At 65.3% G+C, this 21,727-nt stretch carries 20 protein-coding genes; 9 read left to right on the plus strand and 11 right to left on the minus strand.

The window, feature by feature from the left end; all coding sequences use genetic code 11:
- Positions 1 to 4 precede the first annotated feature (4 nt).
- From thrA to F4036_02655, 6 genes are all read right to left on the minus strand, one after another.
- Entirely contained in the window at positions 5 to 2,482 is a 2,478-nt protein-coding gene (gene thrA / locus F4036_02630; protein ID MYK36635.1) for a bifunctional aspartate kinase/homoserine dehydrogenase I, read from the minus strand.
- A gap of 47 nt (positions 2,483 to 2,529) precedes the next feature.
- The gene (locus F4036_02635) at positions 2,530 to 3,459 is read right to left on the minus strand and encodes an alpha/beta hydrolase (protein ID MYK36636.1); all 930 of its coding nucleotides are present in this window, start codon (positions 3,457 to 3,459) and stop codon (positions 2,530 to 2,532) included.
- 90 nt (positions 3,460 to 3,549) lie between these two features.
- Positions 3,550 to 4,812, minus strand: coding sequence for a TRAP transporter large permease (locus F4036_02640; GenBank protein ID MYK36637.1), 1,263 nt, complete (start codon positions 4,810 to 4,812; stop codon positions 3,550 to 3,552).
- Complete coding sequence (locus tag F4036_02645; protein ID MYK36638.1) at positions 4,809 to 5,480, minus strand: TRAP transporter small permease; 672 nt, start codon at positions 5,478 to 5,480, stop codon at positions 4,809 to 4,811. Before F4036_02645 ends, F4036_02640 begins: the two co-directional genes overlap by 4 nt.
- Positions 5,375 to 6,565, minus strand: coding sequence for a formylglycine-generating enzyme family protein (locus tag F4036_02650; protein ID MYK36639.1), 1,191 nt, complete (start codon positions 6,563 to 6,565; stop codon positions 5,375 to 5,377). Before F4036_02650 ends, F4036_02645 begins: the two co-directional genes overlap by 106 nt.
- Positions 6,364 to 7,206 carry an NADPH-dependent F420 reductase gene (locus F4036_02655; GenBank protein ID MYK36640.1) on the minus strand — a complete coding sequence of 281 codons (843 nt, stop codon included), beginning with the start codon at positions 7,204 to 7,206 and terminating at the stop codon, positions 6,364 to 6,366. The genes F4036_02650 and F4036_02655 overlap by 202 nt, the downstream gene beginning before the upstream one ends.
- Before the next feature lie 15 nt (positions 7,207 to 7,221).
- On the opposite strand from F4036_02655, the gene F4036_02660 reads away from it, so the two are divergent.
- The 7 genes from F4036_02660 to F4036_02690 are packed head-to-tail and all read left to right on the plus strand — an operon-like array spanning position 7,222 to position 13,678.
- Entirely contained in the window at positions 7,222 to 8,250 is a 1,029-nt protein-coding gene (locus F4036_02660) for a zinc-binding alcohol dehydrogenase family protein (GenBank protein MYK36641.1), read from the plus strand.
- Positions 8,130 to 9,290 (plus strand): TRAP transporter substrate-binding protein, encoded by a 1,161-nt coding sequence (locus F4036_02665; GenBank protein MYK36642.1) that lies wholly within the window; start codon positions 8,130 to 8,132, stop codon positions 9,288 to 9,290. Before F4036_02660 ends, F4036_02665 begins: the two co-directional genes overlap by 121 nt.
- Complete coding sequence (locus tag F4036_02670) at positions 9,287 to 9,886, plus strand: peroxidase-related enzyme (GenBank protein ID MYK36643.1); 600 nt, start codon at positions 9,287 to 9,289, stop codon at positions 9,884 to 9,886. Before F4036_02665 ends, F4036_02670 begins: the two co-directional genes overlap by 4 nt.
- Positions 9,887 to 9,906: 20 nt before the next feature.
- Positions 9,907 to 10,959, plus strand: coding sequence for an aldo/keto reductase (locus F4036_02675; GenBank protein MYK36644.1), 1,053 nt, complete (start codon positions 9,907 to 9,909; stop codon positions 10,957 to 10,959).
- 36 nt (positions 10,960 to 10,995) lie between these two features.
- The gene (locus F4036_02680; protein ID MYK36645.1) at positions 10,996 to 12,333 is read left to right on the plus strand and encodes an MFS transporter; all 1,338 of its coding nucleotides are present in this window, start codon (positions 10,996 to 10,998) and stop codon (positions 12,331 to 12,333) included.
- Positions 12,330 to 13,391, plus strand: coding sequence for a class I SAM-dependent methyltransferase (locus tag F4036_02685; GenBank protein ID MYK36646.1), 1,062 nt, complete (start codon positions 12,330 to 12,332; stop codon positions 13,389 to 13,391). The genes F4036_02680 and F4036_02685 overlap by 4 nt, the downstream gene beginning before the upstream one ends.
- On the plus strand, positions 13,388 to 13,678 hold the full coding sequence (locus F4036_02690; GenBank protein ID MYK36647.1) for a hypothetical protein: 291 nt from the start codon (positions 13,388 to 13,390) through the stop codon (positions 13,676 to 13,678). Before F4036_02685 ends, F4036_02690 begins: the two co-directional genes overlap by 4 nt.
- Before the next feature lie 89 nt (positions 13,679 to 13,767).
- On the opposite strand, the gene F4036_02695 is transcribed toward F4036_02690, so the two are convergent.
- From F4036_02695 to F4036_02715, 5 genes are all read right to left on the minus strand, one after another.
- A complete protein-coding gene (locus F4036_02695; protein ID MYK36648.1) occupies positions 13,768 to 14,937 on the minus strand; it encodes an NAD(P)-binding protein in 1,170 nt (389 codons plus the stop codon).
- 6 nt (positions 14,938 to 14,943) lie between these two features.
- The gene (locus F4036_02700; protein MYK36649.1) at positions 14,944 to 16,527 is read right to left on the minus strand and encodes an FAD-binding oxidoreductase; all 1,584 of its coding nucleotides are present in this window, start codon (positions 16,525 to 16,527) and stop codon (positions 14,944 to 14,946) included.
- A gap of 72 nt (positions 16,528 to 16,599) precedes the next feature.
- Entirely contained in the window at positions 16,600 to 17,664 is a 1,065-nt protein-coding gene (locus tag F4036_02705) for a class I SAM-dependent methyltransferase (GenBank protein ID MYK36650.1), read from the minus strand.
- A 67-nt stretch (positions 17,665 to 17,731) separates the two neighbouring features.
- A complete protein-coding gene (locus F4036_02710; GenBank protein MYK36651.1) occupies positions 17,732 to 18,049 on the minus strand; it encodes a hypothetical protein in 318 nt (105 codons plus the stop codon).
- Positions 18,050 to 18,086: 37 nt separating this feature from the next.
- Entirely contained in the window at positions 18,087 to 19,016 is a 930-nt protein-coding gene (locus tag F4036_02715) for a phytanoyl-CoA dioxygenase family protein (GenBank protein ID MYK36652.1), read from the minus strand.
- Positions 19,017 to 19,179: 163 nt separating this feature from the next.
- On the opposite strand from F4036_02715, the gene F4036_02720 reads away from it, so the two are divergent.
- Both F4036_02720 and F4036_02725 read left to right on the plus strand, forming a co-directional pair.
- A complete protein-coding gene (locus tag F4036_02720; protein MYK36653.1) occupies positions 19,180 to 20,661 on the plus strand; it encodes an aldehyde dehydrogenase in 1,482 nt (493 codons plus the stop codon).
- A 118-nt stretch (positions 20,662 to 20,779) separates the two neighbouring features.
- Positions 20,780 to 21,589, plus strand: coding sequence for an alpha/beta fold hydrolase (locus F4036_02725; GenBank protein MYK36654.1), 810 nt, complete (start codon positions 20,780 to 20,782; stop codon positions 21,587 to 21,589).
- Positions 21,590 to 21,727 lie beyond the last annotated feature (138 nt).

Here is a 21,727-nt window from a genome sequence, read left to right on the forward strand (position 1 = left end):
CCTGCTAGCGCGGCGCGCCCAGCATCCGCGCCAGGCGCAGCAGGTCCGCAAAAATGCCGCCGGCCGTCACCTCCGGCCCCGCGCCGGGTCCCTGGACCACCAGCGGGCTGTCGCTGTAGCGGGCGGTGCGGAACAGGAACATGTTGCTGGTCAGATCCAGCCGGGCGAAGAGGTGGTCCTCGGGCAGCGATTCCAGCCTAACCGATGCCCGGCCTTCGCTGTCCAGCCTTCCAACGTAACGCAGAACACAGCTGTTTTCCGCAGCCTGCTCAAGACGCCGGCGCATGTCGCCGTCGTAGCGCCCCAGCCCATCGAGAAACTCCTCGACCGTGGCTTCCGACAATTCCTCCGGCGCCAGGCTCTCCACTTCGACATCGGCCAGGTCCATCCGCAGATTCAGTTCGCGCGCCAGGATCAGCAGCTTGCGCGCCACGTCCATGCCGCTCAGGTCCTCGCGCGGGTCGGGCTCGGTATAGCCCGCGTCGCGGGCCTGGCGCACGACTTTCGAGAAATCGGAGTCGGTGTCCAGCGCGTTGAAAAGATAGGCCAGCGTGCCGGAAAAAATGCCCTCCACGCTGAGCACCTCGTCGCCGGTGGCGATCAGGTCGCGCAGCGTCTCGATGACCGGCAGCCCGGCCCCCACGTTGGTCTCGTACAGCAGGTGCACGCCGTTGGCCCGGCGCAGTTCGTGCAGACGCTCGTAGGTCTCCTGCGGTGCGCTCTGCGCCCGCTTGTTGGGTGTCACGACGTGGATCCCGGAGCGGAAGAAATCGGCATAGCCGTCACTGATCGATTCGCTGGCGGTGCAGTCCACGATCGCCGCGTGCGGCAGGTGATCGGGGTTCACGTGCTCGCTGAAACGCTCGAGGTCCATCGCTTCGCCTTCGTTTTCCAGAACGCTGCGCCAGTCGTCCAGATCGAGGCTGCGCGGGGCCAGGTGCATGCGGCTCGAATTGGCGATTGCCCGCACCCGGAAGTCGAGGTTGAAGTTCTCCCGCAACCGGTCGGTGGCCCGGGCCATCTGATCCAGCAGTTCGGCGCCGACGGTGCCCACGCCGATCACGCCCAGCGACAGCGTGGTGTGCGAAAGATAAAAGCCGCCGTGCGCGGCCCGCAGCGCCCGAGTTGCGCTGGCGCCCGTAACGACCGCGGAAATGTTGCGTTCCGACGATCCCTGGGCAATCGCGATCACATTGACGCCGGCGCGCCCCAGCACGCCGAAGAAACGGCCCGCGACACCCGGGATGCCGACCATACCGTCGCCCACCAGCGCCAGCACGTTCACTCCATTGTCGCGCGTCACCCGGCTGACCTGCCCAAGGCCCATTTCCTGGGCGAAGGCATCGCGCGTCACACTCTCGGCCCGGTCCGCGTGCGCCGCCGGAACCGCGAAGGTAATCGAATGCTCCGAGCTGGCCTGGGTGATCAGCAGCACCGAAACCTGCGCCTTGCTCAGCGCATTGAACAGCCGGTCCGCGGTCCCGGGCACGCCGATCATCCCCGAGCCTTCCAGGCTCAGCATCGTGACGTTTTCGATCATCGTGATGCCCTTGACGGGCTCGTTCCGGTCGCCATCGGCGGAAATCAGGGAGCCTCGCAGCTCCGGCCTGAAGCTCGAGCGAATCCACACCGGGATCTTCTTGCTGATCACCGGGCCCATCGTCTGCGGATGAATCACCCGCGCGCCGAAATAGGCCAGCTCCATGGCCTCGTTGTAGGACAGCTCGCGGATCACGTGCGCCTCGGGAACGCGCGCGGGATCGGCGCTCATCACGCCCTCCACGTCGGTCCAGATGGTGAGCGACTCCGCACCCAGCAGCGCGCTGAATATCGAGGCCGAGAAATCGCTGCCGTTGCGCCCCAGCGTGATCTGCAATCCGCGCCCGTCCCGGGCGATATAGCCGGTGACCACGCGCACCGGGGTGTCATCGTTCTCAAGCAGGCGCTTCAGGTGCCGGCCCGAGGTCTCCCAGTCCACCACCACCCCAAGTTCCCCCGGCTCCACGCGCAGGACATCGCGGGCATCCAGCCAACGAGCCTTGCGGCCGTCGACCGCTCCGCGTTCGCTGATCAGGGCCGCCAGCAGGCGCGCCGACCACAACTCGCCGCATCCGGACACCAGGGCTTCCATTCGCGGCCCCGCGGACTGGATCAGCACGGCGGAATGAAGAATGTCCGCAACGTTGCGGCACTCTCCGGCTTGCGCTTCCAGCAGCGCGGCGCGGCGTTCCGGATCCGAAATCAATTCTTCCGAGACCGCGGAATACTGTTCCTGCAGCGCATCGAGGTCGTCCTGCCACTTCTCGTCACCCGAAACCGCGCGGTCCAGCAGCGCGAACAGCGCGTTGGTCACGCCCTGCATGGCCGACACCACCACGGCCACCCGCGGCGAGGAATCGCCCAGCACGATGCCCGCCGCGCGTTCGAAACCGCGCGCGTCGGCCAGGCTGCTGCCGCCGAATTTATGTACTGTCCAGGTCATGGGAAAAACCTTAGGCCGCCGCCCTGGTCCTGTTGGCGACAGGAATTCTACGCAAAGCCATGGTTCCGGAGGAACCGGCGTATCAGCCGTTCGCACCGTTTCGGATGTTCCAGTTGAAGCAAGTGCGTTGAATCCGGGATGAAGTCGTAGTCCACGGGATGGTTGTGTCTCGGATTCAGTGCCGGCCTGTAGGTGGGCGTCATGGTGGGATCCGACGCGATTACCTTGGTCGGACAGGGAAGGTTGCTCAGGTCCACCAGATACGCGAAGCTGCGCGCGTACGCCCAGATCTGCGCCTCGTATTCGCGGGGACAGCGCAGTTCGACGCTGTTTCCGTCCGGAGAGCTCCGGAGCACGGTACGCGCCATGAGTTCGGCCGCCCCCGGAACGGCCCGCGACAGCAGAAAGTGGTGAGCGACTTCGGCGAACTGACCCGTGTCGCGAAATCGGTCGGTTCGGCGCCGCGCGATTTCCGCCGGCCTGTAGATCGACTTGTCGAACTCTTCCTCCCAGCGCTTCGGCTTGACGAGCGGCGGATCGAAAAAGATCCAGGCCGACAGGTCGCCTGTTCGGCCTGTGCCGAGCGTCCGCGACAGCAGCGCGGTAAGCGCCGAGAGAGAATGAAAAACGCCGACACTGCACCCTGGACCGAATCGATCGGCGAGGAACTCCACGACATCTTCCTGGTCGCGGATCAGGTTGGGTATGTTGTGTCCGCTTTTCGGGCCAACCGCGTTCCATCCGTGGTTCCTCAAGTCGTAAACGAATACATCGAAGTCGACCGTGAACCGCGACCAGAACGGATAGTAGAAGTCGCTCGCCAGGCCGTTGCCGTGGCCCACCAGCAGGCGCACGCCACGAGGGTCTCCGTGTCGTCGCAATTTGGTTACGCTTCCATCTTCGTGCTGGATGTCATGCACGGAATGCGGTTCCGGTACGTCCCATGCTGGGCCGGAAGCCATGTCAAACAGGGCCACGAATGTTGATCAATGGGGGCGTAAAACCGGCGGCAGCGCGTTCAGGCGGCTTGCGGATCGAGGAACGCGCACGACTTGCCTTCGGCGCATTTATTGCAGCAGAAACAGCGACAGGCCAGGCCAGAACGAGACCGTGATCAGGGCAATCAGCATCAACACAAGGAAGGGCAGCACCGCCCGACATATCTCGCCAAAGGATTCATTGAATGCGGTCATGGCCACAATGAGGTTCAGGCCCATGGGCGGGGTCAGGTAGCCCATCTCCAGGTTCACGACCATCACCACACCGAAATGCACGGCGTCCATGCCCTGGGCCACGGCGATGGGCTGCAGCAACGGCGACAGGATCAGGATGGCCGAGCCGATGTCCATGAAGCATCCCACCAGCAGCAGGAAGGCGTTCATCAGGAGGATGAAACCGGGAAGCGAGTCGATGCGCGTGGTGAGCCATTCCACGGCCATGTCCGGAACCTGCTCGTAGGTGAGGAAGACGTTCAGCGCCAGCGCCATCATCAGGACCGGAAACAGCGAGCCCATCAGGCGCGTGGTGGTGGTAAAGACTTCGACGACGTCCTTGAAACGCATTTCGCGGTGAATCACGATTTCCACGAAAAAGCCGTAAACCACGGCGATGGACGCGGACTCCGTCGCGGTAAAAATCCCGCTGTAGATGCCGCCCAGAATGATGACCGGCATCATCAGTGACCAGATCCCCTCCTTGAGCGCAGCCGCAATTTCGGCAAGGCGCCATCCGCCCAGCCGGAAGCGCCAGTTGCGGGCGATCGCGTAGGCACTCATGCAGCCGGTCAATAGCAGGGCGGGTCCGATGCCGGCAATGAACAACTCGGAAATCGAAGTCTGCGTCATGACGCCATACAGAATGAGCGGAATGCTGGGTGGCACCACGATCCCCAGGGTCGCGGCGGCGCACAGTGCGCCCAGCGAGAAGCGTTTGCTGTAGCCGGCCTCCAGCAGGGCGGGATACATCACCGCGCCCACCGCCAGCAGGGTCACGGTGCCGGAGCCGGTAACCGCCGCGAACATCGCGCAGGAAAGCACCGTGGCGATCGCAAGCCCGCCGGGGATGGGCGCGGAAAGCGCGCGCGCCAGGCGGATCAGACGGCTTGCGATCGCGCCCCGGGCCATGACCGCGCCCGCCAGCAGGTACATCGGGATCGACAGCAGCACGTCGCGATTAAGGCCGTCCCAGCCATCGTTGATGATGTTCTGGATCTGCCCGTCGCCCCAGAACCAGTAGGCCAATCCGCAGGCAACGCCAAGCACCACCAGCAGGTTCTGTCTGAGCGCCAGCAGCACCAGCGCCGCGGCCAGTATGCTCAATGCGCCGATCACCTCTTCAGCTCCGTTTGCGAGTCGGCCAGTGCGCCCTGCTCCGGCGGCTTGAGGTCGGGCCACGTCGCGTAAAGACTGTGGCGCAGCGTGGCAAGCACAAAGACCAGCGGAATCACGCCCTGAATCGGCCAGACGATGATGCGCAGGACCACGGAACGCACGTCCAGCAGGTAGGTCTCGCGGACAAGGTCGAACGCGACCACGGCGAAGACGATGCAGAAGAGCGTCATCAGGACTTCGCTGAAATGATCGAGAAACGGCCCCCAGGACTTCGGAAGCCAGCCGTCGGCAAACCGGGGCCGCAGATGCGAGTTGGCGGCGGAGGCCAGCCCGATGCCGAACATCACCTTGATGATGTTCGCGTACACGCCGATCTGCCGCGCCCAGTACAAGCCGGATCCGCTGATCTCGCGGATCACCACGTCGCTGAAAATCACGACCACGAGCAGGGCGAAAGCGGCGATTGCAATGGCCCGCTCCACCTGGTACAGAACGGCAAGCATGCGCCGTGCCGTCTCCTTCACCGCAGGCCCCTCCCGATCAGTAGTAAAGCGCGGACCATCTAGTGCAGGTCCCGCGCGATTCGCAGTCCCACCCGGGCGCTGCGAAGCCAGTAAGGCGCCCAGTCGCGCTTCGCCGGCCTCACGTACCAGGCCTTGGCCTGCCATGCGCCGCCGCGTATCAGCCGTTCGTTGCAATCCTCGGTGGGTGCCTCCCCTGCGCCCGGCACTGTGTACATGCATCCGTCCACCCATTCCCAGGCGTTTCCGAGCATGTCGTAAACCCCGTAGCTGTTGCCCGGAAATCTGCCGACCGGCGCGGTAAGCGGGTGGCCGTCACGGCAGGGAAAGAAATGGCTGTCCGCGGCGGCGGCATCTACTTTCAGATAGTCGGCCGCATCCAGGTCCATCACATTCGCATGGGCGCATGCATCGCCGCGTTGCGAAACGCCGGCGCGGTCCCAGGGCCGGACCGCCTGGGTACGGTCACGTGCCACGTACTCCCACTCCTCGTCGGTGAGCAGGCGGTAGGGCTCGCCTGTCTTCTCCTCCAGCCAGCGGGCGTAGGCCTGCGCCTCGGTGAAGCTCACACATACGACGGGATGATCCGGTCCCTGCGGGAAACCCGGATTCGACCAGGACCACGCTGGGCCGCGCGCTCCCCATTGATTCGCCTGAAAGTTCCAGGTGATGCATTCCCATTCGGGATCGTAGCCCTCTTCGACCACAAAAAGGGAAAACTGCTCGCGGGTCACTTCGGTGACGGACACGGCAAATGCCGCGTCCACGAGCGCGGGTTCCTGGGGCGTTTCATTGGCGGCGTCGCGCAAGGGCGTGCCCTCTCCAAGCGCTTCGCCCGGAGGCGACCCCTTGATGAACCGGCCCGGTGGAACAACTACCATCCGGGGACAGTTGAGGCAATCCTGAAATTCGCGACCGGGCAGGTAGTCGACAGGTTCGTTGTCCCCGGCATGACCCGGGGCCTGCATCGCGATCTGGACGATCAGGATCGCGATGAATGCAAGTGCCTGTCGCAAATCCGCGGGTTCCCTCAGCGGCCGCGGATGGCGCGCACTTCCTCGGGAGCGGGTCCCGCTGTCCGGCGCATGTGATATTCGAAGGTGTCCTGCCTGCGTCCCGCAAAATGCGGCACGCGGTAAAGGGCCGACATGCCTTCCAGAATGCGCGAGATCCGGATCGGTCCAACGTCCATCGTTTCGAACCCGAGGTCCGCGACCAGGTCCATCACCCATTGCTTGGAAGCTTCGTCGTTGCCGGCCACCGGTACGGTAACCGGACCATTGGCTCGCGCCGGATCGAGCACGATGTGAAAACCCACGGTGTTGAACGCCTTGACCACGCGCGCGTCGGGCGCCAGGCCCTGCACCGTTTCGCCGTAGGACGTATCACCCAACGGCTGCGGCAATCCCTCCGGTCCCTCCTGGACCGCATTGCCGACGTCGATGACCAGCTTGCCGGCCAGACTCGGGCGCAGCCGCTGCACCACGTCTTCCGCCGCGAACCAGGGAACCGCCAGAACAACGATTTCACCTTCGGCGGCGGCTTCCTCCTGGGTCTTCGCGCTGGCTTCGCCGGCGGTACGCTCCAGCAGCCGCTGAATGCGTTCGCTGGCCGGGTCGCGCGAACCGTAAACGATCGTATGGCCCAGCTCCGCCATTCGGGGGCCTAGGGACCCGCCCATCATGCCCGTGCCGATCACGGCGACGGTCTCGGCGCCCGCCGGCGAAGCGGCGGTCAGCAGCGCGGTCAGCACCAGCGGCAAAGTCCGTTCCTTCATCAGAATTCTCCCAACACTTTCAGGCCCCGGCAACACGCAGTTCCCGCTTAAAAAAACCGCCCGCGCTTGCCCGGAACACGACCAGGTGAAGCGCATCGAGGGGTGAGTACAATGCCCTATTTTGCCCGCACAGGAGAAGCCCTAATGCCAAACACCATGCGCGCCGTCGTTGCCGAAGCCCCCGGCGGTCCCGAATCGCTGCAACTCAAGGACATTCCGGTGCCCTCCCCCGGTGAGGGACAGGTGCGGATACAGGTTGCGTACTCGCCGCTCAACCCGCTGGATACGCACGCACGCGCCGACCGCATCAAGTGGATGCACCCCGGATTTCCCTTCGTGACCGGCTACGAATACTCCGGCCGGGTGGTCGAGACCGGCGATGGAGTGGACCCGGCGCTGAACGGCAAGCGCGTGGCCGCCAACGGTCAATGGAACGGCAACGGCGAATTCGCCATTGCCCGCGCGGCCGGCCTGGTGCCCATTCCGGACCGCTTCGACTACCAGTTGGGATCGACCTTTTCGACCTGCGCACCCACGTCCTGGCACCTCGTGCACTCCGCCGGAAGGGTCCAGCCGGGCCAGACGGTTGTCCTGCACTCCGCGGCCGGCGCGGTCGGCATCATGACCACCCAGATCGCCAAGGACGCCGGCGCCACGGTAATCGGACTGGTGGGCGGCGGGGAAAAGGCCGAATGGGCCAGTCAGTTCGGCGCCGACCACATGCTCGACTACCGCTCCGAGGAATGGCCGGCGCAGGTCAAGGAACTGACCGGCGGACGCGGCGCCGACGTGATCGTCGACGGCGTGCAGGGGCCAAACGCGCCGCTCAACTACGACGCCTGCGCACCCCTGGGCAACGTGATCTACATCGGCGCGATGGGCGGCATGGCTCCACCGGCCGATATTTCCCTGATCATCGGCAAGAGCATCAGCGTTACGGGCTTTGTGCAGTTCTTCCACCAGGCCCGCACCCGCCAGGCTGAAGACGCCGAGATCGAGGAGAAGCTGGCTACCGGGCAATGGCGGATTCCGATCGAGCGGGTTGCAAGCCTGGACGAAACGCCCGCCATGCATGCGGCCTTCGAGAACCGCGAACTGTTCGGTCGGACCCTGATCGAGGTCGGCGGAGAGGACATCTGACCCTCGCCGGCCGAATCGCTGCCCCTCTGCTGGCCGCGCTCCTTGCGGCGGCCTGCGGAGGCGACGCCGGCCGGCAGCAGGATGACGGCCGGCTGGTCGTGGTGATCGGCGCTTCCGGCGCCATCGACACGCCCTGGCATGACGGCTGGCGGCGTTTTGAGCGCCGCGTCCATGAGGCTGCGTACCCGGGACTGGAGTTGCAGATGTCCGTCAATGGGCAACTCGGAACGGAGGAGACCATTCTGGCGCAGGCGCGGCGCGGACGAATTCAATATGCGGGGACGTCGCTGCACGGGATGTCGAGCGTAATTCCAGAACTCAGCGTGATTCTCTCGCCGTACCTCTTCGAGAGCTACGAAGAGGTGGATTTTGTTACGGACAAATACCTGACGCCCGTATTCACCGAAATGCTCGCCGAACGCGGGATCACCTTCATTCAGTGGAGTGAGGTGGGATGGAACCACATCTACTGCCGCGAACCCCGGATCGAACCCGAGGAATTCCGCGGAGTGAAGATGCGCGCGTCCACGGCCATCGCGCCCCAGGTGTTCACCGTCGCGATCGACGCCGACAACATCCCCCTGCCCTTCGACGAAACCCTGCCGGCGCTTCAGACCGGCCTGATCGAATGCGGCCAGAGCGGCGCCGGCCAGTACCTGCTTTCGGGAATCGCCGAGGAAGCTCCGCATTACACACGGACCTTCCACGCCTACGATTCCGGCGTGCAGTTCGCCAACTCGCAATGGTGGGAATCGTTGCCGGAAGAAGTGCGCCAGGTGCTGCAGAATGCCCTGGACGGGCAACAGGAGAATCGTGACATCGTGCGCGAGGTCATCGCGGGCCAGGAGCGCGAATGGCAGGAAGCCGGCAGGGTGACGTTTTATGAATTGAGCGACGCACAAATAGCCCGGTGGCGGGAAGCGGCGGAAGGGTCGCACCAGAGGCTGATCGAGCGTATCGGCGGCCGCGCGCAGGAGATCTACGACCTGATTCTGGTCGGCAAGGCGGACTTTGCGGCCCGTGGGGAGGATGCGGCATGAGCATTCGTGACGAGGTGATGGCGCTCGATATTCCGCCGCTGCCGCGGGACGAGCTGGCCGAGGACATGCGCGACTATTTCGCGCTGTGCGAGGAAAAGCTGGGCTTCGTGCCCAACGTGCTGACGGCGCATTCCTTCAGCAGCGAAAAGCTCCGCGTCTTCCGCGAGATCTACGACGAACTGATGCTGGCCGACTCGGGGCTGAGCAAGCTCGAGCGCGAAATGATCGCCGTGGTGGTTTCGTCGGCCAATCATTGCCTGTATTGCCTGGTCGCCCACGGCGCGGCGGTGCGCAAGCTCTCGGGCGATCCGCTGCTGGGCGAGGTGCTGGTGATGAACTACCGCGAGGCGGAGATCACGCCGCGCCAGAGGGCCATGCTGGACTTTGCCTGGAAGGCCACGGCCAGCCCGAAGGAAACCGGCGCCGCGGATCGGGCGCGGCTGCGCAAGGCCGGCTTCAGCGAACGTGACATCTGGGATATCGCCAACGTGACCGGCTTTTTCAACTTCAGCAACCGCGTGGCCATGGCCACCGGCATGACCCCCAACCCCGAATACCACAACATGGCGCGCGAACCCGCAGAGGACGGGCGGTAGCCGCCGGGAGGATTCCACCAATGAAACTGAGATTGCTGGGCTCGAGCAGCCTGCGCGTTTCCGAACTGTGCCTGGGCGCGATGACCTTTGGCGGGACGGCCCACCTGTACGCCGGGGAAGAGGATTGCCGCGCCGTCTACGATGCGTACCTCGCCGCCGGCGGAAACTTCATCGACACGGCCGACATGTACGGCATGGGCGCCAGCGAAAGCATGCTGGGCCGCTTCATGGGCGAGGACCGCGGGCGGATAATCCTGGCCAGCAAGTATTCGATGAACACCGACCCGGACGACCCCAACGCCGGCGGCAACCATCGCGCCAACCTGGTCCGCTCGCTGGAGGGCAGCCTCGAGCGGCTCAAGACCGATTACCTGGACCTCTACTGGGTGCACGCCGCCGACGGACTGACCCCGCCGTTGGAGGTCATGCGCGCGCTGGACGACCAGGTGCGGCTCGGCAAGGTCCTGCACATCGGCATCTCCAACGCGCCGGCCTGGTGGGTCGCGGCGATGAACGCGGCGGCGGCGGAGCGCGGCTGGACGCAATTCACCGCCTTTCAGCTCCAGTACAACCTGGCGGAACGCACGATCGAGAACGCGTTCTTCCCGCTGGCGAAGTTCCAGGACATGGCGATTACCGCCTGGAGCCCGCTGCTGTTCGGCGCGCTCACCGGCAAGTACACGGTCGCGAAAGACGGCTCGGTCGAGGGCGAGGGACGACTGGGCGGACCCATGGGCGGGCGGATGCTGACCCCGCACAACCTGAAGGTCGCGCAGGGCCTGCAGAAGGTTGCGGACCGCCTGGGCGCCGCACCGGCGACCGTCGCGCTGGCCTGGCTGCTGCACCGTCCGGCGCCGGTCATCCCGATCGTCGGCGCCCGCAACCTCAAGCAGATGGACCAGAACCTGGCCTGCGTGGGCCTGGAGCTGGACACGGAGACGCTGGCCGAACTGGACGCGCTTTCGCCGCCGGCGCCGACCTTCCCGGAGTCGCTGCTGGCGATGCCGCCGCTGCGGACCATGGTCCACGGCTCGGCGCTGGTCGACCGCCTCGTTCCCTGGAACACGGACTGATCGCCGTCGCTCCCGGGACGTTCCGGAAACGAGGCCGTGATTTCGCAGCGCATACGCGTTTGCTGGGGCACGGGCGCGCTGGGCGTGGCCCTGCTGATGAACGCGATCGGCGTTCTGGCGCTCTTCTACATGGTCAGCGTGCTGGGAATCGAACCCGGCCTTGCCGGCACGCTGGTGTTTCTGACCAAGTTGCTGGACGTGGTCAGCGATCCGATCGTCGGCAGCTGGAGCGACCGCATCAAGTCGCCGGCGGGCCGGCGGCGGCCGTTTCTGCTGGCCGGCGCCTTCGTGTCGGCCAGCGCGTTTGCACTGATTTTCACCACGCCGGTCTTCGATGCGCAATGGCTGACCGCGGCCTACATCTTCATGGCGCTTTCGACCTACACCATCGGCTACACCCTCTTCAATGTGCCGTACATGGCCATGCCGGCGGAAATGACCGACAGCTACCACGAGCGCTCGGCGATTCACGGCTACCGCATGGTGTTCATCGCCACCGGGGTGTTCCTGGCCACCTCCATTTCGCCGCTGATTCTCGACCGGCTGGGGCGAGAGAACTGGAACGCCTATGCGGTCATAGGCGCGGGCGGCGGCGCCGTGATCCTGATTTCCATGTTGACCACATATTTCGGCACGGCCCGCGCCCGGTTCACCGACGCCGGCGTGGAGCGCATCAACGTTTTCCGGCAATTCAGCCCCATCCTCGGCAACCCGCATTTCCTCCGGCTGATAGCGGTCAAGGCCGCGCAACTGCTGGGTATCGCCGCATCCCAGGCGACCATCGTATTCTTCGTCGTGCACTACCTGCGGCTGCCGCTGACGGTCCTGTTCTTCTACGGCGTCGTGGTCACGATCGTATCGACGCTGAGCACGCCTCTGCTGGTGGCGATATCCAAGCGAATCGGCAAGCGCGAGACCTATCTGCTGGCCGCCTTCTGCTACCTGGCCGGCGTATCGAGCTGGATGCTGGCCGGACCGGGAGAACCGCTGCCCTACATCCTGGCGCGGGGCGCAATCATCGCGATTGCCGCCAGCGGCAATATCGTCATGGCCATGTCCATGCTCACCGATACGATCGAGTTCGACGCCCGCAGGACCGGAGTCCGCCGCGAAGGGGTTTACACTGCCGTCTACAGCTTTGTGGAGAAGTTCACATTCGCCATGGGACCGCTGATCGTGGGTTGGGCCATGCAGATTGCCGGTTTTGACCGCAGCCTGTCCGACGAAGCCCTGCAAACCCCGGAAGTCGGCCGGGCGCTGCTGCTCGGCATGTCCTACATGCCCACAGTCGTGGGCTGTGTGGCGATCCTGCTGTTGACCCGCTATCGGCTGACCGACAGGGATCTGATTAAACTGAGGGCCGCGTCATCATGACCGACACACTGCAACCCAAACTCCGCCAGCGCGGACGCGCTTCCGTCGATTTCCTGGCCCACGTTTTTCACGGCACGACCGAAGTGCGCCAAGGCGTCCAGGAGGAACTGAACACCCGCTTCGGCGACGGAGCGTCCCTGCCGGACGACCTCGACGAGCGCCACGAAGCCGTTACCGGCGTCCTGACCGGCGAACCGGGCTACCGGGTGCAGCAAACGATCGGCGAATGGCATTCGCGCCAGCACGGCCTGATCGCGATGAACGCGTTCGAGGAACTGAAGCCGGGCGTGACCGAAATGCTCGCGCAGTACGACGAAGGGCCGTCACGGCTCTTCGCCGAGGAGGACTTCAAGGTCCCGGACTATTTCGACGGCGTGGAGATTCACCGTACCCGCGGCGGATGGGACGGGCATCCTTACATGGGTTTCGTTCATGGCGAGATCGTCCACAGGCTGATCGTGGACGCCACCTATCCGGGCGGTATTTTCACGCAGCGGCGCATGGTGGCCGGGCTGGCGCCGAAGGACGACTACGGCCGCATTCTCGAGATGGGCTGTTCCACCGGGCACTTCACCCGGGCGCTGGCCGAGACCTATCCGGATGCCGAAATTACCGGGGTGGACGTCTCGATCCGCACGCTGGAGCACGCGCTGCGCACGGGCAACTCCTGCGGCCACAGCTGGCGACTGTATCTGCGCGCCGCCGAGGACACCGGCTTCGACGACGAGCATTTCGACCTGGTCACCTCGTACATCCTTCTGCACGAAATGCCCGCCGACGCCATCCGGGCCTCCTTCGCCGAGGCTTACCGGGTGCTGAAGCCCGGCGGGGACCTGCTGATGAGCGACGTCGCGCGCTATGCGCACCTGAACAAGGTCCAGGAATGGCAGGCCGACCAGCTCGCCCGGTTCGGCGGCGAGCCCTTCTGGCGCGAGTCCGCCAGCCTGGACCTGGTCGCCGCCCTGGAGGATGTCGGTTTCGAAGAGGTGGACGGCCGGGCCATAGGCAACCAGGGCTACCCCTATCCCTACGTCGTGTCCGCGCGCAAACCCGCATGAGCGACGATCCCCGTTCCTACAACAACCCCGACCGCCCGACGCTCACGGCGGACGACATGCCGGGCGTTGGCCAGGCTGTAATGACGCTCACCCATGAGCTCTACGTCCTGATCGACCGCATCGCCGCGCTGGAAGCGGTGCTCGAGCGCCACGGCATGGACGTCAGCACGGAAATCGAGGCCTTCAAGCCGGACGCGGAACAGCAGGATCGGCTCAACGAGCGCGGCCGCGCCCTGGTCGCCCGCGTCACCAACGCCCTGGCCGGTAAACCCGACCCTCTGCCCTGACCGCTGCCGCCCTGGGAGCGAGGGCATGACCCTCGCGGCGTCCGGCCTTCCTGGAGGACGAGACGTCCTCCCTCCAGAGCCTCCCGCCTCTAGAGCGGTTCGGTGGCGGGGTCGTAGTGGGAAAGGCCGAGGGTCTCCTCGGTGACTACGGGCCGTCGGGCCAATTCGTCCGGGTCCTGCTGCATCAGGCGCTCGCCCCCGTGAAGGGACTCGCGGTGGATGACGGTCACACGCTCCCGGCGGGCGTTCTCGTAGCGACGCAGCGCCTCATCGGCCCCTTCGAACTCGATCAGCGATCGGCATAGGATCACCGCGTCCTCGATCGCCATCGCGGCGCCCTGGCCCAACCAGGGCAGCATCGGGTGCGCGGCGTCGCCCAGCACGGCAGCCCGGCCCTTGACCCAGCGAGGCAGGGGTGGACGCGAAAAAAGCCCCCATTTGTGGCAGCGCCCTCCCGAAAAAGCCCTCAGCACGACGCGCGCGTCGTCGTGGAAGTCGGAAAACACTTCCCGCACCGCATCGATGTCGCCGGTTTGCGACCAGCCTTCGGCGGACCAGCCCTCATCGACCTGCGAAAAAGCCACGAAATTCTGCAACCGTCCGTGGCGAACGGGGTAGCGAACGAACATGCGCCCCGGCGCCACGAACACCATGGAGCCGGGGCGGGACTGTTCGTCGCCCAACTCGTCCCGCGTAACCAGGCCCCTCCAGGCCACGAAGCCGGAGAATTCCGGCGCCGGTTCGGAGAAGACCTCGCGGCGCACGGTGGACTTGAGCCCGTCGGCGCCGACCAGCAAGTCGGCGGCTGCCTGCGATCCGTCCACAAAGTCCAGCACGTAAGCGCCCGCCGGATCATCCGAAACGGCCGTCAGTTCCTTGTCTAGGACCAGCGCATCCGGCTGCAGCGCGGCCAGCCTTTCGCGCAGAAGATCGTGCAGATCGGCGCGATGGGCCTGCAGGTACGGCGCGCCCAGTTGCTCGCGCGTGTTGTGGCGCCTGAAGTTCACCAGCACCTTGCCGTTGGCGTAGTGGCGCGTGACCTGGGTCGGCGGCTCGTCGGCCATCGCCTCCAGGCGCTCGCCCACACCCAGGTAGCGAAGTCCCTTGACGGCATTCGGCGACAGCGAAACGCCGGCGCCGATCTCCCTGAGCTCGGGCGCCTGCTCATAGACGCGCAGCCGCCTGCCGGCCCGGGCCAGTCCCAGTGCCAGCGCGAGGCCGCCGATTCCGGCGCCGACAACCGCGATTTCTTCCGCCACGGGTTGCTAGATGCCGAGGGCGCCGGGGTTGATCAGCCCCGAGGGGTCCACCTGCCGCTTGACGGAGCGCAGCAACTCCAGGGCGCCGGGGTCGCGGTCTCTCGCATACGGGTAGGCGCGGCCGATCTGAAGGTGCACCGCGCCATGCCGGTACATGAGTTCGATCAGCTCCACGCGCATACGCTCCACCAGCTCCCGGCCCTCGGGGTTCGCCCGGCCCTCGCTCGCGACGCCCTTCATTTCTTCCGGAAGGTACTCGCGATGGTAGGAAAGCCACTCGTCATCCCAGTAAATGACCACCTCCCAGAGGAACCCGGCCCTGGCGCTGGTGCTGTAGACGACGAATGCCTGCACGCGCTTCTCTTCGCACTCCAGGCGAATGTCATCCAGGTACCGCAGGTACTCTTCATGCAGCCCCACGGCGCTCGAAAACGGCACGATCGCATGCAGGGGCAAGAGCCGGCGGCCGGTGGGGCTCACGATCATCGGAGCCGGAAACGGGACCGCACGCGCGTACTCGGCCATCGTATTGGCCACTTCGATGCCCCGATCGCCGACCGCCCTGCGTATCCGCCGCAGATTCGTGCGCAGTTCCGCCGCGTCCGCCCCTTCGGTGAGGAAGTTCAACAGGTATTTCGAGGCGTTCAGGAACCGGCGGCCGCCCGTCGCTATCCGCAGCCCCTTGCGCAGGGCCTGCACGGGCCCGGAAGCGGCGCGCATGATGGTGAAGAGGTTGCGCGCATCCTGCTTCAATTCGGCCCGGCCCGCGGCCTGCCGGATCAGTTCGGTCTCCGCGCCGAACACCTCGGTGGCGAGACCGCTGCGCGCCACGCGCCGGGTCGCCTCCACGAGTTGGGAAAAATCATCGAACGAGAAACTCAGGCCCTCGCCGGCAGCGGGCCGCGGCTCCAGCTTGAGCGTCACCGCCGTCTTCACTCCCAGGGCGCCCGCGTCGCCGCAGAAAAGCCCGGTGAGATCCGGGCCGTATTCCCGGAAAAAGGAACTGTGCTCCGGCTGTCCTCCGGAACCGGTCACCAGCACGCTGCCGTCCCCCAGCACGACCTCCAGCCCCAATGCGGCGGAAACCGAAGGCCCGTGCCTTCCCGAACCGAAAGTGACCGCCCCCTGCGACATGGCGCCGCCGACGGTCGAAAGCCGGCCGGACATCGGCCCCCAGAACACCGATCTCAGCCCGTGTTCGGCGAGTTCCGCATCCACGGCGGACCAGGTGCATCCGGACTCCACCGTGGCGTAGAGATCGTGCGCATTGATCTCGCGCACCGCGTTGAGGCGGCCGGTGTCCAGGACGATCGAGCGCGCGCGATCTGGCAGGAAGGCGTCCGTGTACGACATGCCGCCGCCCCGCACGAACGTCGCCGTTTCGTGTGCATGGCAGGCCCGCAAAACGGCCTGCACTTCCCGCGTGGAGCCGGGGCTGACCACGGCCAGCGGCATCTCGACGCTTCGGTAAACGTCCTGCGAAGCGAGTTCCCTCGCTTCCTCCGATGTGACCGCGTGCTCCGGCCCGACCGCCGCGATCAGCGCATCGATCAGCGCCGCGCCGTCATCGCCGGGGCCGTCGCCGCCCATGACTCAGTCCCGGGCCGGGGAAATATCCACGGAGGGCGGGACGCCCTCCCTCCCAGGTTCACCGCGCATTTGTCAGCCGGGCTTGGTGGCCAGCGTATTGAGCAGAAACGTGTTGGTGGTTTCCTTCCTGACGTCCTCGAAGCCCACTTCTTCAAGCAGGGCCGCGAAATCGAACGCACCGAACGCCTGGGAATAAGGCTCGCAGTTGTAGCGCGCGTCGAACACCTTCCACATCCAGTTCGGGGTGGGAAACGCAGTGGAGTTGGGCGTATCGATCACCGTAAGCGTACCGCCCGGGCGCAGCACCCGGAGCATCTCGCGGACGATCGGCTCAAAGGTGTGCTCGGGGACCTCGTGAAACAGGATGTAGGCCAGCACCGCGTCGAACGAATCGTCGTCATGCTCCATGTTCTCCGCCAGGGCCTGCTGAAAATGAACGTCCACGCCCATATCGGTTGCGCGCAGGTGCGCATAGCGCAACATGGGCAGCGCAACGTCCAGCCCCCAGACCTCCGCCTGCGGATGCCGCTCCTTCAAGACCGTCGTGCATTGCCCGATCGAGCAGCCGAGATCCAGGATTCGCCGGACCTGCCCGTCCGCCGGCAGCCTCATGTCCTCCACGCAGGCTTCGTGAATTTCATCCTTGTCGTTGTCGCCCTGGTAGAAGACCCGGGTGCCGTGATAGAAGACAAAGCCCGCCAGGTTGTCGCCGCAATAGCCGCCGGGCTGGAGGTGGATGTCCTCGCAGGCCGACTCCGGCACCTGGAAATCCGGATCGTAGTGCAGGTGACCGGGGTTGCGTTCCTCGGCTTCGGTCAGGCGGCCTTCCCAGAACTCGCGATCGGCCGCGTACGAGTCCTGCAGCTTCTGCCAGGCAAGCTGCTGCTGGCTGCGCATCACGCGCTTCCAGCCCGCGACCGCCGGGCTTCGGTCGATTTCCGGCGCAAGCTGTGCGTACTGGTCCGCGTCGATGACAGCGGGCATGCCGGCTTGCGCGGCAATGCCGCCCACCTCGCCGGCGATTTCGGGAAACCACGACCGTATCGCGAAGTTGCGGACCTCGGTCATGTACTCCATGTGGCTGGCGTCCTCCCTCCTGGGGGGATGGGGGTGCTTGCCGGGATTTCTCTGTTCCATATCTGCTTTCCTGTTTCAGGGGCGCCGAATGCACTCAAAGATTAACGCACGTCGGCTGCGAACGGCGCTAGCCGTCGGCGCGCATGGTGCGGAGGGGATCGAGCAGGCGAGTCACCAGGGCGGTCAGCTCCTCCTGCCGGCCCTGCGCGTCGGACTCGGAATGGGTTTCAATTTCCTCGGGCGTAACCACGCCCTTGGACTGCAGCAGCGACTCCAGCGCCCGGCGACGGTCGCGCTCGATCCAGAGTTCGCCGCCCAGGACGATGACCGCTTCCAGCAGGCGGTCCATCACCGGATGAGGAAGGAAATGCGGTTCCTCGCCGGGACCCGGCAGGGCGGCGCGCTCCACCTGCGCCCGGGACAATTCGTCATGGTTCGTATTCATTGCCTGCCTCCCCGGCCGTGTTCGCGCGCAGGCCCGGTCAGCCTGCCTTCTGCGCCGCCATCGCGCGCTTGAATGCATCGTACTCGTTGATGTCCGAACGGCGATCACGGCTCCAGCTCGTGGCAAAGCCGGTCGGGAAATCGGCATCGCCGTCCCGGTAGCCGTCTTCCGACCACAAGACGGGAAACAGCGGTCCGCCCGGCGGCTCCCCTTCGATCATTTCATCGAAGCTGACACCGGCCAGGTTCACGCAGTCCGGCCTCGGATGCCAGCGAATATCGTCGCCGAATACGCGTATGGACAGCGCGATCCGCCAGTCGTCCGCGTTATTGCCGTGCGAGTAGTGCAGCGTCCATGGATGCACGATCAGGATATCGCCGGGGTCCATCTCCCATTTCAGGAAGCGATTGGCGGGATCGGCGCGGAGTTTCTCCCCATCCGGATGCGGCACGCGGTCGTCCGGCCGCTCCATCTGACGCGCATTGGGCGAGAACAGCCAATAGCGAACGTCCTGGCTCTGCGAACCGGCAATGCACTCCAGCGAGTTCTCCTCGGCGATCGGAGTCAGCGGCACCCAGATCGAGGGCACCATCTTGCCAACCGTCGGCCAGCCCATCCGGTCGCAGTGCCATATCGTTGTCTTGCTGGAGCGCGGAGGCTTGACGAAGAACTCGTCGAAGAAAAAGCGCACCATGCTCGACCTCATCACCCGGGCGGCCGCTTCGGACACAGGCGACTCGAACACGAACTTCCGGAATTCCGGCACCTTGCGCGACATGTAGCGGCCGGGATACGTCGGCAGCAGGCCGACATCCTCGTTGTCTATGGCGATCCGCCGGGCGGCCGGAATCAGCGAGTCGATCCAGCGCCGATCCACTATGCCCCGCAGACATACGACTCCGTCGCGTTCGTACGTCTCTATTTCTTCACTGGTAATGGGCCGGCACGGTTCAGGCAATGTGGTCATGGTCAGTCAGGCCGTCGCAGGGTATCCGGCAAATGTACACGAGACCGGCACCATACCGCCAATAGAAAACACGTTGCCCTTCCATAAACGCGGTGAATGGCGACTTTACGGTGTCAGTCGGGCTGCATAGAATCAACGTTCCTTTGCATCGGGGGATGCCGCCATGGGAATCTCGACCAATCCGGCCGAGCGGCTGAGCCGGCCGCAACCGCACTTCATCAACGGCGAACGCGTCTCGAGCGGAAGCTTGCGGGACGTTCTGGATCCGGCCACCGGAAAGCCGATCTCGCAATTGCATCTGGGCGGACAGAGTGAAGTCGATGCAGCGGTCGCGGCCGCCCGGGCGGCGCTGCCGGCCTGGGCCGCCGTTCCCCCGGACGAGCGCGCAAGGCTGATTCTCGGATTCGCGGAGCTGATGGAGGCCAGTGCGGAGGACATTACCGAGTTGTCGATCCTGGACGGCGGCCTGCCGCGCATGATCGCGCAGGGCTCGGCGCCGTTCGCGTCCCTGTTCCTGCGCTATTACGCAGGATGGACGAACAAGATCACCGGCAAGACGATGCCATCTTCGGCCATGGGCAAATCCCCGAACGACCTGCTTGCGTACACACTGCGGGAACCGATCGGCGTGGTGGGCGCGATCACGCCCTGGAACTATCCGTTCGGCATGGAAATGCTCAAGATCGCCCCGGTGCTGGCAGCCGGCTGCACGCTGGTGCTGAAACCCGCTGAAGACGCTCCCATCGCGGGCTTGCTGATGGCGGAGATTGCGCGGGAAGCCGGCTTTCCGGACGGCGTGTTCAACGTCGTCAACGGACTCGGCGAAGAGGCCGGCGCCGCGCTGACCGCACACGACGACGTGGACAAGATTGCTTTTACCGGATCGACCGAGGTCGGACGGATCATCGTCAAGGCCGCGGCGGGCAACCTGAAGAAGGTCTCGCTCGAGCTGGGCGGCAAGTCTCCCGTGTTCGTGTTTCCGGATGCGGACCTCGCAGCCACCGTGCCCGGAGTGGCCATGGCCGGTTTTCTGCTGTCCGGCCAGAATTGCGTCTGCGGCAGCCGCCTGTTCGTGCACGAGAAGATCGCCGACGACCTGGCGGCGGGAATCGCCGAGTTCGCCGGCAGCATGCAGATCGGTCCCGGCTCGGACCCGGCCAACATGATCGGTCCGTTGATTACCGAGCGTCAGTGCGAGCGGGTCGAGGGAATGATTGCCCATGCGGAAAAGGAAGGCGCGAAGCGAGTCACCGGCGGCAATCGCCTGGATCGCGACGGCTGGTTCATCGAGCCGACGCTGTTTACGGATTGCGAGCCGGACATGCAGATCGTTCGCGAAGAGGTGTTCGGCCCGGTGATTTCGATGCAGACTTTCTCGGACGACGAGGACTTCGAGTCGCTGGCGGCGCGCGGCAACGACACAACCTACGGGCTGTCCGGCAGCGTCTGGACCCGCGACCTGGAAACGGCGATGCGCATGACCCGGCTGATCGACGCCGGCCAGGTGGGCGTGAACTGCCATGCCGCGATGGATCCCACTATGCCGTTCGGGGGCAACAAGCAGTCGGGCTGGGGGCGCGAGTTCGGCGAAGCGGCGCTGGATCTCTACACCAAGACCAAGGCGGTCACGCTGTCCTGGTCCTAGTGCTCCGCCTTTCTTCGCCTCCTTCTTTCGGGAGACGCCTTCCATGGCTTGGTTCCGCCATCCCTGGCTCCAACACTCCCGAAAGAAGGAGGCGAAGAAAGGCTAACGCAGTACGCGCCTGAGAAGCTCTGTGCCCCTGATTTCCGCGGGCGACGCCGAGCTCTACGCCGAGGAGCGCGGCGAGGGCGAGGTCCTGCTGCTGGTGGCGGGTCTGGGCGGCTCGGGGACCTTCTGGCGCAACCAGGTCGAGTATTTCTCGCCGCGCTACCGGGTAATGACCTACGACCACCGCGGCGTGGGGCGCAGCCCTGCCGCGCCGCTGCATAACAGCGTCAGCGAGATGGCGGACGACGCGCTGGCGCTGATGGACGCGCTTCGAATCGAAACGGCGCACGTGGTCGGTCATTCGACCGGAGGCGCGATCGGTCAGCAGCTGGCGCTGCGGGCGCCGGAGCGTGTCCGGTCACTGGTGCTCAGCTCAAGCTGGGCCGGACCGACGCCGCTGTTCGTCGAACTGTTCCAGCTCCGCCGGAAGATCCTGCTGGACGCCGGCGCCGAGAGTTACCTGTTCTCCGGGACCCTGCTGGTTACTCCGGCGTGGGCGATCGAGGACTCCTATCCGGGCAGGGAAAGGATCGTCGCGGAGCGGCTCAAGGTGTTTCCGGGGGTCGAGGCGGAACTGGGGCGGCTGAACGCCGTCATGACACATAACCTGAGAGAGGAAATTCAGGAAATCCGCGTCCCGACCGGGGTCATATCGGCGAAAGACGATGTGCTTACGCCCCCCGGCATGGCGCGGGAACTGGCCGAGCGGATTCCCGGCGCCCGCCGGGTGATGCTGCCGGAAGGCGGGCACTTCTGCACGGTGACCGTGGCCGACCGTTACAACGACGAACTGGCCCGCCTGCTGCGGGAAATCAATACCTGAGCTGATTCAGCCCAAGAGTAGAGGTTCTTTCGTGCCCCCTCTTTGGGTGGAGCGTCGGCGACAGCGAGCGTCGATGTCCCGACGCGAGCAAGCCGCCGAGCCCCATGGATGGGTTCATGCGTCTCCACCCAAAGAGGG

Source organism: Gammaproteobacteria bacterium (assembly GCA_009845905.1).
Classification (GTDB): Bacteria; Pseudomonadota; Gammaproteobacteria; order Steroidobacterales; family Foliamicaceae; genus Foliamicus.